Annotated in this window: 14 protein-coding genes; 6 read left to right on the top strand and 8 right to left on the bottom strand. The window is 58.9% G+C overall.

Annotation, left to right across the window (positions count from 1 at the left end):
• The first annotated feature begins 163 nt into the window (after positions 1-163).
• Positions 164-739, top strand: coding sequence for a peroxidase-related enzyme (locus OQ273_RS20745; protein WP_267992829.1), 576 nt, complete (start codon positions 164-166; stop codon positions 737-739).
• Between the two features lie 16 nt (positions 740-755).
• Here the strand turns inward: OQ273_RS20745 and OQ273_RS20740 are convergent, their stop codons facing one another.
• From OQ273_RS20740 to OQ273_RS20705, 8 genes are all read right to left on the bottom strand, one after another.
• Entirely contained in the window at positions 756-1,382 is a 627-nt protein-coding gene (locus tag OQ273_RS20740) for a TPM domain-containing protein (protein ID WP_267992828.1), read from the bottom strand.
• A complete protein-coding gene (locus OQ273_RS20735) occupies positions 1,382-2,179 on the bottom strand; it encodes a TPM domain-containing protein (protein WP_267992827.1) in 798 nt (265 codons plus the stop codon). The genes OQ273_RS20740 and OQ273_RS20735 overlap by 1 nt, the downstream gene beginning before the upstream one ends.
• A 15-nt stretch (positions 2,180-2,194) precedes the next feature.
• Positions 2,195-2,812 carry a LemA family protein gene (locus tag OQ273_RS20730; RefSeq protein ID WP_267993169.1) on the bottom strand — a complete coding sequence of 206 codons (618 nt, stop codon included), beginning with the start codon at positions 2,810-2,812 and terminating at the stop codon, positions 2,195-2,197.
• Between the two features lie 87 nt (positions 2,813-2,899).
• A complete protein-coding gene (locus OQ273_RS20725; RefSeq protein ID WP_267992826.1) occupies positions 2,900-4,183 on the bottom strand; it encodes an aspartate aminotransferase family protein in 1,284 nt (427 codons plus the stop codon).
• 13 nt (positions 4,184-4,196) lie between these two features.
• Positions 4,197-5,300, bottom strand: a complete 1,104-nt coding sequence (locus OQ273_RS20720; RefSeq protein WP_267992825.1) for a mandelate racemase/muconate lactonizing enzyme family protein — start codon at positions 5,298-5,300, stop codon at positions 4,197-4,199.
• 4 nt (positions 5,301-5,304) lie between these two features.
• The gene (locus OQ273_RS20715; RefSeq protein ID WP_267992824.1) at positions 5,305-6,411 is read right to left on the bottom strand and encodes a mandelate racemase/muconate lactonizing enzyme family protein; all 1,107 of its coding nucleotides are present in this window, start codon (positions 6,409-6,411) and stop codon (positions 5,305-5,307) included.
• Positions 6,412-6,416: 5 nt separating this feature from the next.
• Entirely contained in the window at positions 6,417-7,517 is a 1,101-nt protein-coding gene (locus OQ273_RS20710; RefSeq protein ID WP_267992823.1) for an alcohol dehydrogenase family protein, read from the bottom strand.
• On the bottom strand, positions 7,514-9,991 hold the full coding sequence (locus OQ273_RS20705) for an FAD-dependent oxidoreductase (protein ID WP_267992822.1): 2,478 nt from the start codon (positions 9,989-9,991) through the stop codon (positions 7,514-7,516). The genes OQ273_RS20710 and OQ273_RS20705 overlap by 4 nt, the downstream gene beginning before the upstream one ends.
• 67 nt (positions 9,992-10,058) lie before the next feature.
• Between OQ273_RS20705 and OQ273_RS20700 the strand changes: the two genes are divergently transcribed.
• The 5 genes from OQ273_RS20700 (at position 10,059) to OQ273_RS20680 (ending at position 14,853) form a co-directional block, all read left to right on the top strand.
• The gene (locus OQ273_RS20700) at positions 10,059-10,964 is read left to right on the top strand and encodes a MurR/RpiR family transcriptional regulator (RefSeq protein WP_267992821.1); all 906 of its coding nucleotides are present in this window, start codon (positions 10,059-10,061) and stop codon (positions 10,962-10,964) included.
• Between the two features lie 9 nt (positions 10,965-10,973).
• Entirely contained in the window at positions 10,974-12,065 is a 1,092-nt protein-coding gene (locus OQ273_RS20695; RefSeq protein WP_267992820.1) for an aromatic ring-hydroxylating oxygenase subunit alpha, read from the top strand.
• On the top strand, positions 12,058-13,518 hold the full coding sequence (locus OQ273_RS20690; RefSeq protein ID WP_267992819.1) for an aldehyde dehydrogenase family protein: 1,461 nt from the start codon (positions 12,058-12,060) through the stop codon (positions 13,516-13,518). Before OQ273_RS20695 ends, OQ273_RS20690 begins: the two co-directional genes overlap by 8 nt.
• On the top strand, positions 13,519-13,899 hold the full coding sequence (locus OQ273_RS20685; RefSeq protein WP_267992818.1) for a carboxymuconolactone decarboxylase family protein: 381 nt from the start codon (positions 13,519-13,521) through the stop codon (positions 13,897-13,899). It begins immediately after the preceding gene.
• Between the two features lie 102 nt (positions 13,900-14,001).
• Positions 14,002-14,853 (top strand): alpha/beta hydrolase, encoded by an 852-nt coding sequence (locus OQ273_RS20680; protein WP_267992817.1) that lies wholly within the window; start codon positions 14,002-14,004, stop codon positions 14,851-14,853.
• The last annotated feature ends 51 nt before the right edge of the window (positions 14,854-14,904 follow it).

The raw sequence follows: 14,904 nt of genomic DNA, 5'->3' as shown, positions 1-14,904 counted from the left end.
CTTTCTCCCCCTCAGTGCCTCAAGGTTCTCGACCTTGCCTTGCTTGCGGTGTTAGACCGTTGCCTGGTCAGCATTCAGCTTTCGACCACTAGGACCTTAGACCAAAGTGTCAGCGGATACAGCGTGATTTTTCATCGCCGAAAAATTTAACCGGAGCACAGCCATGAGCAGCACAGACAAACGCATTACCGCACTCGACTTGAAACCTGCCGAAGATCTCGGGCCGAAAACACAGGCATATTTCGACAAATGTCAGGAAAAGCTGGGCATGATTCCCAACGTCCTGCTTGCCTACGCTTTTGACGAGGCAAAACTCACCGGCTTCAGCACGATGTATAACGATCTCATGCTCGGCGATTCGGGGCTGACCAAGCTGGAACGCGAGATGATCGCTGTCGCCGTATCGTCCGTAAATCATTGTTATTATTGCCTGACGGCCCATGGTGCCGCCGTGCGCCAGCTTTCGGGAAACCCCGCACTCGGCGAGCAGATGGTGATGAACTACCGCGCCGCCGATCTGGACGAAAAGCAGATGGCCATGCTCGATTTTGCCGTCAAACTGACCGAAGAACCGGCCAAGATCGTCGAGGCCGACCGGCAGGTGCTGCGCGATGCCGGTTTCAGCGACCGCGATATATGGGATATCGCGGCAACCGCATCCTTCTTCAACATGTCCAACCGGATGGCAGCGGCAACGGATATGCGTCCCAATGACGACTATCACGCCATGGCGCGCTAGACATCAGCGCCCGAAATTACATTTCCACAACGCGATCGGGCAGTTCGTTCCGGTCCGTTGAGCTTGCGGGAAAATGCCGCGCAAGATGTGCGCCGATATCCTGTGCGGCGGTTGTCAGCGCGTCTGCCAACCGGCCTTTGGCTGCGCCGTCGATAATGATTGCGACAACCGAGTTCCAGTTTTCCTGGCCAACTCTTTCGGATATGCCGCTATCGGCGACAACTTCAGCATACCGCTCGGCCAAAGACACAAAAACAAGCACGCCCGTCCGCTCAGGCGTGGCATGGATATTGTGTGCAAGAAATTGCTGAACGGCCTGGGCATGGGAACGCCGGTAACGCACCGCCTTGGTCACGAACCGCAGCCGCAATGCCGGAAACTGCCAGATCAGGATAATGGCAAGGAGCCATGCACAAAACAGTGCGGTAGTGAACGTCGCTGTGCCGATATCAATCCACAGCCAGTAAAGCACCCAGGCCGACAATGTACCGATGACCAGTGCCGCACAGGACAGGACAAAGGCAGCCGCCATGAAATACGGGTCCGACTGGCGGCAGACAACACAGTAAATCTCGCCGCTGGTCTTTTCCTCTGCCGCCTTGATCGCATCTGCAACCTGTCTGTGTTCCTGATCCGTCAGCATCACCAACTCCCTGAAGCCCCTCCGCCGCCGGACGAACCGCCACCGCCGGAAAACCCGCCGGAGCTGCCCCAGCTTGACGAGCGGCTACCCGAAGAACCGCCTGAGCTGTTGTAAGAGACGTGAACGCCAAGCCATTTATACCGGCCCGGCCCGATCTTGGTTCCGAAAATGGGCGCAAAGATCGAAAACAGGATCGTGCCGCCAAAAAACAGGCCGAAAAGGCTGAAGAACCCGACGGCAAACAAGTCGTCAGTATCGAACCGGCTGTGATTGCGCTCCGCCCGCGCTTCAAGTTCTGCGGCATCGCCTTCCAGAACATCTATGATGCTGTCGACACCGGCTTCTATGCCGCCTGGAAAGTCACCTTCCCGGAATTCCGGTACAATGACATCGTCAATAATAAGCTTGGACAATACATCGGTCAGCGTTCCCTCAAGACCGTATCCAACCTCGATGCGCAATTGCCGGTCACTGACGGCGACCAGCAGCAAGACACCGTTATTTTCCTCCGCCTGTCCAAGGCCCCAACGGCGGAACATCAGATTGGCATAGTGTTCGATGGTCCATTCGCCGGTCGTGTCGATGGTCGCGACGACCACCTGATCGGAGGATTTCTGCTCAAAAGCGGCAAGTTTAGCGACCAGACTATCTCGGACATTTGCCGGCAAAATACCTGCCGAGTCCACCACACGGCCCGTCAGTGGCGGAATATCCTGCGCCCGAACAGCCGTAAGACCGATAGCCAAAAGCCCGATCAGCAGAATGAGAACAGCCGGTGCACGTCCGATGCGTTTCATCTTGAAGGGCTCGCCTTAGTCGAAACTGACCTTTGGAACATCGCGGCTTTCCGCATCGATGGTGAATGTCTGCATCGGCAGAGCATCCGGATAGAACCATGACTTCCACCACCGGCCGGGGATGGTTTTGAGTTCCGTGTTGTATTTCCTCACGGCTTCTATGTAGTCGCGCCGGGCAACGGCGATCCGGTTTTCAGTTCCCTCAAGCTGCGATTGCAGCGCCAGGAAGTTCTGGTTGGATTTCAGATCCGGATAGGCCTCCGACACCGCGATAAGCCGCGAAAGCGCCGATGTCAGCGCCGACTGGTTCTGCTGGAACGTTTCAAAGGCCTGCGGATTGGTCAGCACGTCCGCAGGAATCTGGATCGACGTTGCCTTGGCCCGCGCCTCGACAACCGATGTCATGACGTCGCGTTCCTGGGCCGCAAATCCCTTTACCGTTTCGATCAGGTTCGGGATCAGGTCGGCGCGCCGTTGATATTGATTGAGCACCTGGCTCCAGGCAGCTTTCGCCTGCTCCTCATAGGTCGGGATGGCATTGATCCCGCAACCGCTCAGCAGAGGCACCAGAAGAAGGAAAAGGGCCGCCATGCCGGCGCGCGTTCCCGTGTACCCCTTGATCGCCACTGTCATCATATGGAACCCCCGCAATTGAGCTCACACCATATCGGATCAACGGCAAAGGCGGAACCGGCATTTTTCCCCGGTAAAGAGACGTCGTCAGGCAACCGGTTCCATGCTGACGTGTCCGGCCGCGAATTCGATCGCCTCGATCGTCCGGGCGATATCGTCCTCGGTGATCGCCAGGGAAGGATAAAGCTTGCCCGGCGATTTGAAGATGCCCTTTTCCCGCAACGCGGCATTGAAAAGGGCGTTGCGCGTCGCATCTGCCTTGAACACATTGCGGTAATCGCGTACGTCGGCATCCGTAAACACGACATCGAACAGCGTCGCATCTCCAACGATCCTGTAATCGATGCCGGCCTTGCCCAAAGACCGTTTGAGTGCTGCCATGAGCGTTTCACCGGTCGCACGCAATTGCTCATAAGCACCCGGACGGCGCAGGATTTCCATCGTCTTCAGACCCGCCACGGCAGCAACCGGATTGCCGCTCAGCGTTCCAAGCTGCATGAGGAAACCCTCTTCGCCGACGGCCTCCTTGTCGAAATGATCCATGATGTCGCTGCGGCCCGCAATCGCGGCGAGGGCAAATCCGCCGCCAATGATCTTGCCGAGCGTGCAAAGGTCGGGCGTGACGCCGTAATGTTGCTGCGCGCCGCCATAGGCGAGGCGGAAACCGGTAACGATCTCGTCGAAAATCAAAACGATGCCGTTGGCCGAGCAAAGAGTTCTAAGCGCCTCAAGAAACCCCGGTTCCGGTGGAACGATACGCTGCAGCGGCTCGACGATAATCGCGGCAATCTCCGGCCCCTGTTCGGCAATCAGCGACTCCACAAATCCGATATCATTGAACGGCGCGACCAGCACACTGTCGCGCACACTTGCCGGAATACCGGCTGAATCGGGAACCGCCAGAGGGAAATTGATCAGCCTTGAGGGCGCAAGGCTCATCTGCGCCTCCGCCGACATCCCATGATAGCCGCCCTCGAATTTGATGATCTTCTCGCGGCCGGTAAAGGCGCGCGCGAGCCGCATGGCGTACATGTCCGCCTCACCTCCCGAGGAGACGTAACGAACCCTTTGCGCACAATCGACGGCCCGGCAGATTTCCTCGGCAAGTTCGATGCCGCGTGCGTTGTTGGCGAAAAAGGTCATGCCCTTGCCAATCTGTTCGTTGACCGCATCCAGCACCTCCGCATGGCCGTGGCCAAGCAGCATCGGCCCGGAGCCGATCAGATAATCGACATATTCATTGCCGTCTTCATCCCAGACCCGCGACCCCTTGCCCTCCCGGATCACGATATCGGGAGAAAAATTACCGAAACCACCGGCAGGCAACACTGCCCGCGCACGTTCAATCCAGTCCTGCTGTGATTTGCTCATCGGCTGTGTTTCCTCAATCAATGACCGCAACCGGCGAACCCAGCCTGTCCGGATCGGGCGTGATCCCAAGCCCCGGCCCGCTCGGTGGCGCGATATGGCCGCCATCACGCACCGGGCAGTCCGGTGCAATGCGCGGAGAGACGTAACCGGACAGATCACAGACGTTCATGAGCGATCCCCGGCGGCAGGTCGCACCAAGATGGAGCGACGCTGCTGTCGCAATGTCTGAGCCCCAGGTATCTTCGACACACATCAGGGCACCCAGATGCTCGCACAGATCCCGCGCCCTTCGACAGGCTCCAAGCCCGCCGAATTTGGAGAGCTTCACCGCCACCGCATCGAGGCAGCCGAGACGGTGGGCCTCAAGCAGGGAAGCGACGTCATGCGCGCCTTCGTCGATTTTCATCGGAAGGCCTGTTGCGGTTTTAACGGCGGCACAATCATTCAGTGTCCGGCAGGGCTGCTCCAGCATGATATCAAGATGTGCAACCGCTCGACCGACCCTTATGGCATCAAGCCGCCGCGCACCGCAGTTCCAGTCCCCATAGACCAGCGGCCCGTCTCCAACGGCCTCACGCACCTTGACCAGCCGCTCAACATCGGCCTGCCAGTCGTCATCGGCGCCCAGCTTGACCTGGAACTGCCGAATTCCGGACGCAAAGGCTTCTTTCGCAATCCGCACCATTTCATCGGCTGCAATGCAGGTAATCGAGTGATAGAGCGGAAGCTTCTCGGCAATCCGGCCGCCTAAAACAGTATATAGAGGTAGTCCGGCAACCTTCGCGGTGATATCCCACAATGCAATGTCCAGCGGCGATTTTGCATAATCGTGCCCGATCAGAAAACCGTCCAGCCGTTCCATCACTGCATCGGGACCAACAGGATCGCTTCCAAGGACGACAGGCGCCATTTCTTCAATCGCCGGTGCTACACCGCCCGCATAGGCCGGTAGATAGTGCGGAATCGGGCATACCTCGCCCCACCCGTCGACCCCGCCATTCGTCTCGAGTCGGACCACCATGGTGTCGACTTGTTTGCAGGCTTTTCCCGACGCCATGAGATAGGGTGTGTGGCTCTCAAGTGGGACTTTCCAGATTGTTATCCGGGTAATCTTCATCGCCCTACCCGTAAACTGCGACCGGCTCACCGATCAGGTCGGCGACGGGCTCGACGCCAAGGCCCGGCTGCGATGGCGGGACCACAAAACCGCCTTTGTTGCGCGCGCCCTGTTGCGGCACCGGGTCCAGGGCGAGATGATCATGGCAAAGCCAGCTTGCCAGCCTGTTGGCCTTTGGCGTGGCGCTCGCCAGGTGGATCGCGGCGGTGTCGGCCAAGGCCGAACCGCCGACATCTTCAATATGCATCTGCCAGCCGACGCTGACACCGAAATCACGCACCTGCCTTGCCTTCGTCAGGCCGCCCAGCCGGTTTGGTTTGACCTTTGCACCCTCACAGGCGCCCAGGTTCCAGGCGTTGAGGTGATCCTGAAACGAATGCAGGCATTCATCGAGCATAATCGGATTGGCGACCCGTCTGGCGACATGCGCGCATGCCTCCACGGATTCGCAGGGCTGCTCCACCCAGTCCCGGGATATGACAGAGTTAAGGACCATCAAGGCCGTCCCCGGCGTCCAGGCCCGGTTCACATCATAGGTGACATGTTCTCCTTCGGGCAGATCGGCCGAGATTGCGTCGATCCGGGCAATGTCCAGCGTGACATCGCTACCGCCGATTTTGGCCGAATGGGTACGATAGCCCTTTTCGCGCGCCTGCCGGATCAGCGTGACCATTTCTTCAGGCGTACCGGTCGATATGGAAGAGTTGATTGCCACCGGGTCGGCCAGGTCGCCACCGAGCAGCATCCACAATGGAAGTCCGGCTGCTTTGCCGAGAATATCCCAACAGGCTATGTCGAGTGCCGATTTGGCATAGGCATGCCCCGGAAGCGTCGCATCCATCCGGCGGTTTAGTGCATCGAGTGCCCGCGGATCCTGTCCGAGCAGCGCCGGTGCAAGAAGTTCCAGCCCGGCGCGTACGCCCGCACCGTGCGCCGGCAGATACGTGTGCCCCCAGGGGCAGGCTTCTCCCCACCCGCAAACGCCTTCATCCGTGTCGATGCGCACAAATGTACTGTCCAGCTCGTCAAATTGGAGCCGCCCGCCGGAAAGCCTGTATGGAACGCTCAGCGGAAGCGTCACCTGCCAGACCGATATGCGGGATATCTTCATGACGGCTAGTCCATGGTCACGACGATATTGCCAATATGCTTCTTCTCGATAAAGGCGCGTTGCGCGTCGTGCAGTTGTTCCAGCGGGAAGGTTTGAGCGAGAACCGGCCTGACTTCGCCGCGTTCGATATAACCGACAAGATCGCCAAACGTGCCCGGAGGGACGACCGTCGCACCGGTGAATGTGAGATCACGCAGATAAAGCGTGCGAAGATCCAACTCGACAAGCGGTCCGGCGATGGCACCCGCGACCGTATAACGGCCGCCGCGCTCCAGGACATCGATCAGCGATGGAAATTGCGGTCCGCCGACAACATCGGCCACAACGCTGACCGAGGCCGAACCGATGGCCTCACGAAGCGCTGCCTTCAAATCAGCAGGCGCCCGTGCAAGAACGGCGTCACATCCAAGTGCTGCAACCTGTTCATGTTTGTCGGTACCGGCCATGGCGATCGTGCGCGCGCCACGGCGGGCGGCAAGCTGGACAAGAGCCGACCCGACACCGCCGGAGGCACCCGGTATAAGAACCGTATCGCCATCGGTGACCTTTGCCCGGTTGAGCATGTTTTCCGCCGTCACCCAGGAGGTGGCGAATGTCGCAAGTTCTGCGTGACTGAGGTCGCATTCAATTGGAAACACCGCCCGGTCGGGAACGGCGAGATAGTCCGCAAAACCGCCATCGAGCTCCGAGCCGAGATAGCGGCATTTGCTCATGTTCAATGGGTCTTCGGGATCGCGGATCCACGTTTCGACCAACACGCGCCGGCCAATGAGTGAAGGATCAGCCTTCTTGCCCGCCGCGACCACCGTACCGGCGACATCGGCGCCCTGTATCCGCGGAAAGGATATGGGCGCCCCGCCCCAGGACGGGTCCTCTTCGCCGACATCATCGAAACCGCTTCCGGTCGTCGCCGCAGTCACAGTTTTTGAGTACCAGCCGGTGCGGGTATTGACGTCGGTATTGTTCAGGCCGCAGGCGTGAACCCGGATCAGGACCTCGCCTTCCGCCGGCTCCGGGACTGGCCAGTCTGTCCGGTATTGCAACATGTCCATTTCGCCGTGGCCGGTGAGAACAAAAGCATTCATTGCTGCAGGGATCGCGCTCATTCGGCTGCCTCCGAAACGGCCGCTTCCGTGCGCGGACGTTGGTTTTGAGAATCATAAGCCGGCTCACCAAGTACGACGGCGTTTCGTGGTTCACCCGCAATCAGCACGGTCAGCGCGGTGCCGGGCACGGCGGCATCCGGCTTGATATAGGCAAAAGCAAGGATTTTGCCGACCGTCGGACCGTAGGCAACGGAGGTGGTCGAGCCCACTACGTCGCCGCCGCGCAACACGGCTTCTCCGCCATGCCCGTCCACAACGCCATCAGGTTCGATAGAGAGATAAGTGCAAATCCACGGCATGTCGCCGTCAAGTCCTTGCTGCGTCGCCTCCTTGCCGATGAAGTCGCCCTTGTCCATTTTGACAAATCGCATGACGTCGGCTTCCCGCAGCGTTACCTCATTGGTCAATTCACCGGCGCCCTTGAACATTTTTTCAAGCCGCATCGCATTCATCGCGAACGAGCCGTAATTGGCGATACCGAAAGCCTTGCCCGATTCCCAAAGCGCATCATAAACAGCAAGGATATGGTCACGCGGTCCATGGAGTTCCCAGCCGAGCTCGCCGCAATAGGACATACGGAATGCCCATATCGGGCGGCCTGCAATGTCGATTTCCTGTGCTGTGAGCCAGCGGAAATGCGCATTGTCCAACGGAACCGTGGTGTTTTCAGCCAGAACTGCCCGCGATCTGGGCCCCTGCAAGGAGATCGCCGCCCAATCGTCCGACAGCTTGTTGATCAGGACGTTCCCCCCGGTGCGGTGACGCTCCAGATGATCAAGCAACCGCTGTTCGAAGAATGCCGCACAAACCAGGTAATAACGTTCCTTGGCCAGCTTAACGATTGTCAGCTCGAGCTCGATACGCCCGCGTCGGTTCAAAAGATGGCTGAGCACGATGCCACCGGTTTTTTGCGGCAGCCTGTTTGCCGACAGACGGTCGAGCAGAGCTTCAGCGCCGGCGCCGCTGACTTCTACCTTGGTGAAGGCGGAAATATCCATGATTCCGACGGAACCACGGACCGCTCGGACCTCCTGTTCGATCATGTCGTCAACGGCCGTGCGCCTGAAGGAATAGTGATCCTTTTGCGCGACGCCGTCCTTTGCAAACCAGCGCGGCCGTTCATGCCCGTATACTTCTTCATAAACGGCACCCCTTGCCTTGAGGCGCTCATAAAGAGGGCTGGGTTTGACAGGTCTGCCGGCCAGTCGGTTGAAATGCGGAAACGGAATTTCGTGCCTCAGGCAATAGTCTTCCCTTGCCTTGGTCACCTGCCATTTTTTGTCGGCATAGGCTCCAAACCGGCACGGGTCGTAATCCCGCATCGAGATATCCGCCGCACCATGCACCATCCAGCGCGCCAGTTCGCGTGTCAGGCCCGGCCCCCAGCCGATACCGATCTGTGTACCGCAGCAGCACCAGTAATTTCGCGCACCGGGCGCGGGTCCAATCAAAGGATTGCCGTCCGGCGGATGCGATATGGCGCCGTGAACCTCCCGTTTGATACCGAGTTCCGCCAGAGCAGGCATACGCTCCATGGCGTTTTCCAGCCACGGCATGATGCGGTCATAATCGGCCTCGAAAAGCTCGTTTTCCGCCTCCCAGGGGCAGTGATCCTCCCAAACGGTGTTCGGGTTTTCCTTTTCATAGATACCGATCAGGCCGGATTTCTGCTCCATGCGGATGTAACCGGAAACCTTTTGGTCGTCCCTGATGACCGGCAGTTCTCTTTCCAGGTCCAGAAATTCCGGAACCGTGTCGGTGACAAGGTAGTGATGCGTCATGGAGGTCATGGGCAATTGCAGCCCGCTCCACTCGCCCATCTGGCGCGCATAGGTTCCTCCGGCATTGACCACATGCTCGCATGTGATGTCGCCGCGCTCCGAGGAGACGCGCCACTCTCCGTTTGGCATCTGCTTGATATCGGTTGCCCGGCAACGGCGAATGATCCGCACGCCCAACTGGCGAGCGCCGGCCGCCAGCGCCTGCGTGATGCCCGACGGATCGGCATGACCGTCATCGGGCGTATGCAGCGCGCCGAGCACACCGTCGAGATTGTAAAATGGATGGAGTTCCCGGATCCGCTCTTTGCCGACCAGCTCGATATTGAAACCAAGAGACCGCCCAACACTCAGCGTATGGCGTAGCCAGTCCATTTCATCTTCGTCATAGGCAAGCCGAAACGATCCGCAGCCATGCCAGGTCACCGATTGACCGGTCTCAGCCTCCAGTTTCCCTGAATAAAGCCCGATATTGTAATCAACACATTTGCCAAGCCCGAAGCTTGACGTCGAATGGGTGATCTGGCCGGCGGCATGCCAGGTCGATCCCGACGTCAATTCCGCCTTTTCCAGCAGAACGACATCCGTCCAGCCCTCATGTGCCAGATGATAGGCGAGCCCGCAGCCCATCACGCCGCCGCCAACAATGACCACGCGCGCGGTTGAAGGCACTGAAACCGGATTTAGCTCTGTCACAGGTTTCTTCCCAAATGGCTGACAATTATGTGGACAGGCTAATCGTACAAATGTACTCTCGTCAACCATGAATAATATAAATGTACCAAACCCAGAGTACTCGGCGCCGACCAAGGTTCTGAAAAACCTTTCCGCCGCACTGGAGGAGCTGACGCCGGAAACCCGCAAGGCTGCGGCCTATGTGCTGGAAAACCCCAATGATGTGGGCGTTTCCTCCATTCGGGAAATCGCTGAGGCAGCGCGGGTCAAGCCGAACACCTTTGTGCGGATGGCCAGATCCGTCGGTTTTGAGGGGTATGACGATTTTCGCGAGCCGTTCCGTGAAGAGATCCGGCGAGGCGTTGTCAGCTTTCCCGACCGTGCCCGCTGGCTGCAATCGCTGGCGCGCGGCGGAGAACTTGCCCGGCTTTATGCGGACATGGCGGCCAGCGCCATCCGCAATATCGAGGAAACATTTGCCGCCACCGATGACACGGCGATGAAAGCAGCAGCCGATGCGGTCGTCGCCTCACGCAGGACCTATGTTCTTGGCGTCGGCGTCAACAGCTCCAATGCCCGAAACTTTACCTATCTGGCGGACATGGCGGTCGACACCATCGAGGCGATCCCGCGTCCTGGAAGCGTCGCTATTGACGATCTGGCGCGGGCCGGACCGGGCGACGTGCTGATCGCCATGACATGCAAACCCTATCGCTCGGAAGTTGTCGAAGCTGTCAGCCTGGCGCGCCGCCAGGGGCTGACAGTGATTGCCCTTTCGGACAGCCCCGCCTCGCCGATCGTGATCGGCAGCGACCATGCATTTATCGTGGCGGCCGATACGCCTCAGTTCTTCCCCTCATCGGTGTCCAACATCGCATTGCTTGAAGCGCTGATGGCCTTTGTCATCGCTGATGCAGCGCCCGAGGTGATCTCCAACATCGAGCGATTTCATGAACGCCGCCACACACTGGGAATTTATCAACCTGAGGAATGAGGTGTCGAGATGAATGCGCCTGTCAACATGATCCGAACGCTTGATGCGCGCTACTACACAGATCCCGACATATTCCGTGCGGAATGCCAGGGGCTGCTTGCCCGCACATGGCAGTTTGCCGGCCATGCCTCTGCACTCAAAAAACCCGGTGACTTCATCACCTGCGACATCGCCGGCGAAAGCCTGTTCTGCATTCGCGGCCGCGATGGTGAAATTCGCGGCTACTACAATGTCTGCCAGCATCGCGCCCACAGGCTTGTCAGCGGGCAGGGCAACGCGCCGCTGATTGTTTGTCCGTACCATGCTTGGACCTATGAACTGACGGGCGAATTGCGCTCGGGCCCGAATATCAAGTCCGTCCCCGGTTTCGACCGGACAAAAATCTGCCTGACCTCCGTGTCCGTTGAGGAGTTCTGCGGATTTCTCTTTGTCAACCTGGACCCGGACGCCCGGCCGATGGACGAGTGGTTTCCCGGCGCACGCGAGGAACTGGCGGCCTTCGTACCGCATTACGGCGAACTCGAACCGTTAGAATGGGTGGAGATTCCCGAGAACTGCAATTGGAAGGTCTCGGTTGAGAATTATTCGGAGTGCTATCACTGCAAGATCAATCACCACACCTTCGCCAATGGCGTGATCAAGCCCGAAACCTATGACATCCAGCCGCAGGGTTACTGCCTGAGGCACACAACGCAGTGCCAGAATCTCGAAAAGATGACCTATTCGGTGGATTTGTCCGCAAACGACCACGCCGGCGATTACTCCTCGTGGTTTCTCTGGCCGATGTTTTCATTCCAGGTCTATCCCGGCAATGTGCTCAACACCTATCACTGGCGTGCCATCGACAGCGAACATGTAATTGTCTGGCGCGGGTGGTACACCAAGGGCGGCGAGGATTCCGACGTCATCCGCCAACTGGCCGTCCAGGACCGGCAGACAACGGTCGAAGAGGACATCCATCTCGTTGAAGCGGTCCATAAGGGGCTGAAAAGCCGCGGCTATAAGCCCGGTCCGCTGGTGCTTGATCCGGCGTCGGGTGTGAATTCCGAACACTCGATCCATGTCCTGCAGCAATGGATGAGAGAAGCCGCCGATGGCTGACAGTCGCCCCTACTGGCAAAACTATATAAATGGCGCGTTTGTCGACGGTGGGGCCGGGCGGCTTGCCGTGAATGATCCGGCAACAGGCGATACCATTGCAGAACAGGCGCTTGCTGATGTCTACGATATCGATCGGGCCGTCGGGGCAGCAAGACAATGCCATGAAAGCGGCGCGCTCAGCGATCTGAGACCAGTGGAGCGCGGCCGGATGGTGCGCGCCATGGGCGATCACCTACTTGAGAGGATCGACGAGATTGCACCGGTTCTTACAAAGGAATCCGGCAAGCCGCTTTGGGAAGCGCGCCTCGAAATCGAGGGAGCGGCCCGCTATTTCGAGTATTACGGCAACCAGGCCGAAACGGTTGAGGGTCGTTCGATCCCGCTGGGCGCCGGCTATTTCGATTTCACCGTCCACGAACCACTTGGCGTGTCGGCACAGATCATCCCGTGGAACTACCCGCTGGAGATGACCGCACGATCGCTGTCGGCAGCGCTTGCCACAGGGAACGCCTGCATCGTCAAGCCGCCGGAACTTGATCCGCTCACAAACGGCTTCATGGCCCAGGCGGCTGAGGCGGCGGGGTTTCCCGCCGGTGCCGTGAACATCGTCTGCGGACATGGAAAGGAGGCCGGAGCGGCGCTCGCGGCCCATCCGGATATCAACCAGGTCGTTTTCACCGGTTCCGTGCCCACTGGTATTTCAATTGCCCGCTCGGCAGCTGAAAATATCGTCCCCTGCGTTCTCGAACTGGGTGGCAAATCGGCAGCGATCGTCCATGACGACGCCGACATCGATGCCTTCATGGACGATGTGCGTTGGGGCATTTATTTCAATGCCGGCCAGGTCTGCTCCGCAATGTCTCGGGTGATTGCCCATCGTAGCATCGCCAGAAGGCTCACCGAAGCCATTGTGGTGCTAGCTGACAGCATCTCGGTGGGCGACGGCATGAACCGGGCCGATTTCGGGCCCAATATGGGGGCGATGATTTCCGAGCGGCAACGCGAACGGGCGGTTGGAATGTGCGCCGATGCCGAGCGCCAGGGCGCAACCCTGGCAACCGGCGGCCATGCACTGAACCGGCCAGGTTATTTCATGCAGCCAACTGTGATCACCGACGTTTCCCCTGAAATGGACATTGCCCGTAACGAGGTTTTCGGACCGGTTTTGTCGATTCTGGAATTCAGCGACGATGACGAGGCCATCGCCATTGCCAACAACACGCCCTACGGTCTCGTCGGCGGCGTCTTCACCGCCGACCTCGACCGGGCAACCCGCGCGGCCGCCGGGTTGCGGGCCGGGCAGGTCTTCGTCAACGAATGGTATGCGGGTGGGGTGGAAACACCGTTCGGCGGCTACGGCAAATCGGGTTATGGGCGAGAAAAGGGACGCGAATCGCTTTGGAACTACGTACAGACAAAGAATATCGCGATCAGGCTCAAGGGGAACGGCTAGATGGACAAGGAACGGTTTGAAAAGGGTCTTTCGCAGCGCAAGGCCACACTGGGCGCGGAGTATGTTGAGCGCAATCTTGAAGCCGCCGACGAGTTTACCCGGCCTTTTCAGGAGGCCATGACAGAGTGGTGCTGGGGCTTTGGCTGGGGCGACGAGACGATCGACCCGAAGACACGTTCGATGATGAACCTCGCGATGATCGGCGCGCTCGGCAAGATGCATGAATGGGAAATTCACTGCCGTGGAGCCCGCAACAACGGGGTGTCGCTGGAAGAGATAAGAGCGATCATCCACGTGGTCGGCATCTATTGCGGTGTACCGCAGGCGCTGGAGTGTTTTCGTATCGCCCGCAAAGTGCTCGAGGAGGAGGGCGCGCTATAGCGACCCGGCGGGTTTGCGGTTCAATCCCGGTCCATAGCCGGATGGACGCGGCGGGTCTTTTGGCGTATCGACGCTGGAACGTCCTGATCAAGAGGTTATCACGTGGCGATTTTGCGTTTCGCACGCCGCATGGCCGGCCCCGTCCTCACGGTTCTGGTTGCTTACGGCGCCATCGCCGCACTGATGTATCTTTATCAGCGGCAACTTGTTTTCCAGCCCTTCGGCGATTTGACGGCTCCGGTGGAGAATGGCCTTTCCGATGTCGCGTTTGACCATGCGGAAATGGCTGACGGCACCCGTATCGCTGTGTGGCGCAAGGCACCGGCAACACCGGACCTGCCGACAGTTCTCTATTTCCACGGCAATGGCGGAAACCTCACCCTCCGGGCAGGCCGCTATAGGCAGATCGTAGACAGCGGCCTTGGTCTTTATGCTCCGACCTATCGAGGCTATGCGGGGGCCGATGGCTCACCATCGGAAACCGCGCTCATCTCCGATGCGTTGGAGCATTTCGACCGTCTGCGCGCCGGGACACCGGACATTATTCTCCATGGCGAATCGCTTGGAACCGGCGTTGCCGTCGCCGTGGCGCAACAGCGGGACGCAAAGGCACTGATCCTTGAAGCGCCCTATACGGCGGCCGTTGATGTCGCTGCAGCGACCTATCCGTGGCTGCCGGCCAGAACTTTGATGAGAGATCCCTTCCCAAGCCGGGAACGGATCGGCGAGGTGGATGCGCCGCTTCTAATTGTTCACGGCAAGGCCGATGGAGTCATCCCTTTCGAGCATGGAGAAGCGCTCTTTGCCATGGCCAACGATCCGAAAGAGCTGATAGTATTTGACAAGGGCGGACACAGCAATCTTTGGACAATGGGCCTATGGCCAAGCGCAATTGATTTTCTCAACCGCAATGGCATTCTTCCACCGGCACCGCCCGACCCCGCCGGCAAATAGGATGAAGCGTATTCAGATGCTTCTCTATCGCATCCGATGCCTATATCATGA

It is taken from the genome of Hoeflea prorocentri (assembly GCF_027944115.1).
Classification (GTDB): Bacteria; Pseudomonadota; Alphaproteobacteria; order Rhizobiales; family Rhizobiaceae; genus Hoeflea_A; species Hoeflea_A prorocentri.
This window is presented reverse-complemented; position numbering and strand designations above follow the sequence as displayed.

Bases quoted from the DNA above. Each gene is read 5' to 3' on its own strand.
- OQ273_RS20745 (WP_267992829.1), top strand. From the start codon at position 164: ATGAGCAGCACAGACAAACGCATTACCGCACTCGACTTGAAACCTGCC.
- OQ273_RS20740 (WP_267992828.1), bottom strand. From the start codon at position 1,382: ATGCTGACGGATCAGGAACACAGACAGGTTGCAGATGCGATCAAGGCG.
- OQ273_RS20735 (WP_267992827.1), bottom strand. From the start codon at position 2,179: ATGAAACGCATCGGACGTGCACCGGCTGTTCTCATTCTGCTGATCGGG.
- OQ273_RS20730 (WP_267993169.1), bottom strand. From the start codon at position 2,812: ATGACAGTGGCGATCAAGGGGTACACGGGAACGCGCGCCGGCATGGCG.
- OQ273_RS20725 (WP_267992826.1), bottom strand. From the start codon at position 4,183: ATGAGCAAATCACAGCAGGACTGGATTGAACGTGCGCGGGCAGTGTTG.
- OQ273_RS20720 (WP_267992825.1), bottom strand. From the start codon at position 5,300: ATGAAGATTACCCGGATAACAATCTGGAAAGTCCCACTTGAGAGCCAC.
- OQ273_RS20715 (WP_267992824.1), bottom strand. From the start codon at position 6,411: ATGAAGATATCCCGCATATCGGTCTGGCAGGTGACGCTTCCGCTGAGC.
- OQ273_RS20710 (WP_267992823.1), bottom strand. From the start codon at position 7,517: ATGAGCGCGATCCCTGCAGCAATGAATGCTTTTGTTCTCACCGGCCAC.
- OQ273_RS20700 (WP_267992821.1), top strand. From the start codon at position 10,059: ATGAATAATATAAATGTACCAAACCCAGAGTACTCGGCGCCGACCAAG.
- OQ273_RS20695 (WP_267992820.1), top strand. From the start codon at position 10,974: ATGAATGCGCCTGTCAACATGATCCGAACGCTTGATGCGCGCTACTAC.
- OQ273_RS20690 (WP_267992819.1), top strand. From the start codon at position 12,058: ATGGCTGACAGTCGCCCCTACTGGCAAAACTATATAAATGGCGCGTTT.
- OQ273_RS20685 (WP_267992818.1), top strand. From the start codon at position 13,519: ATGGACAAGGAACGGTTTGAAAAGGGTCTTTCGCAGCGCAAGGCCACA.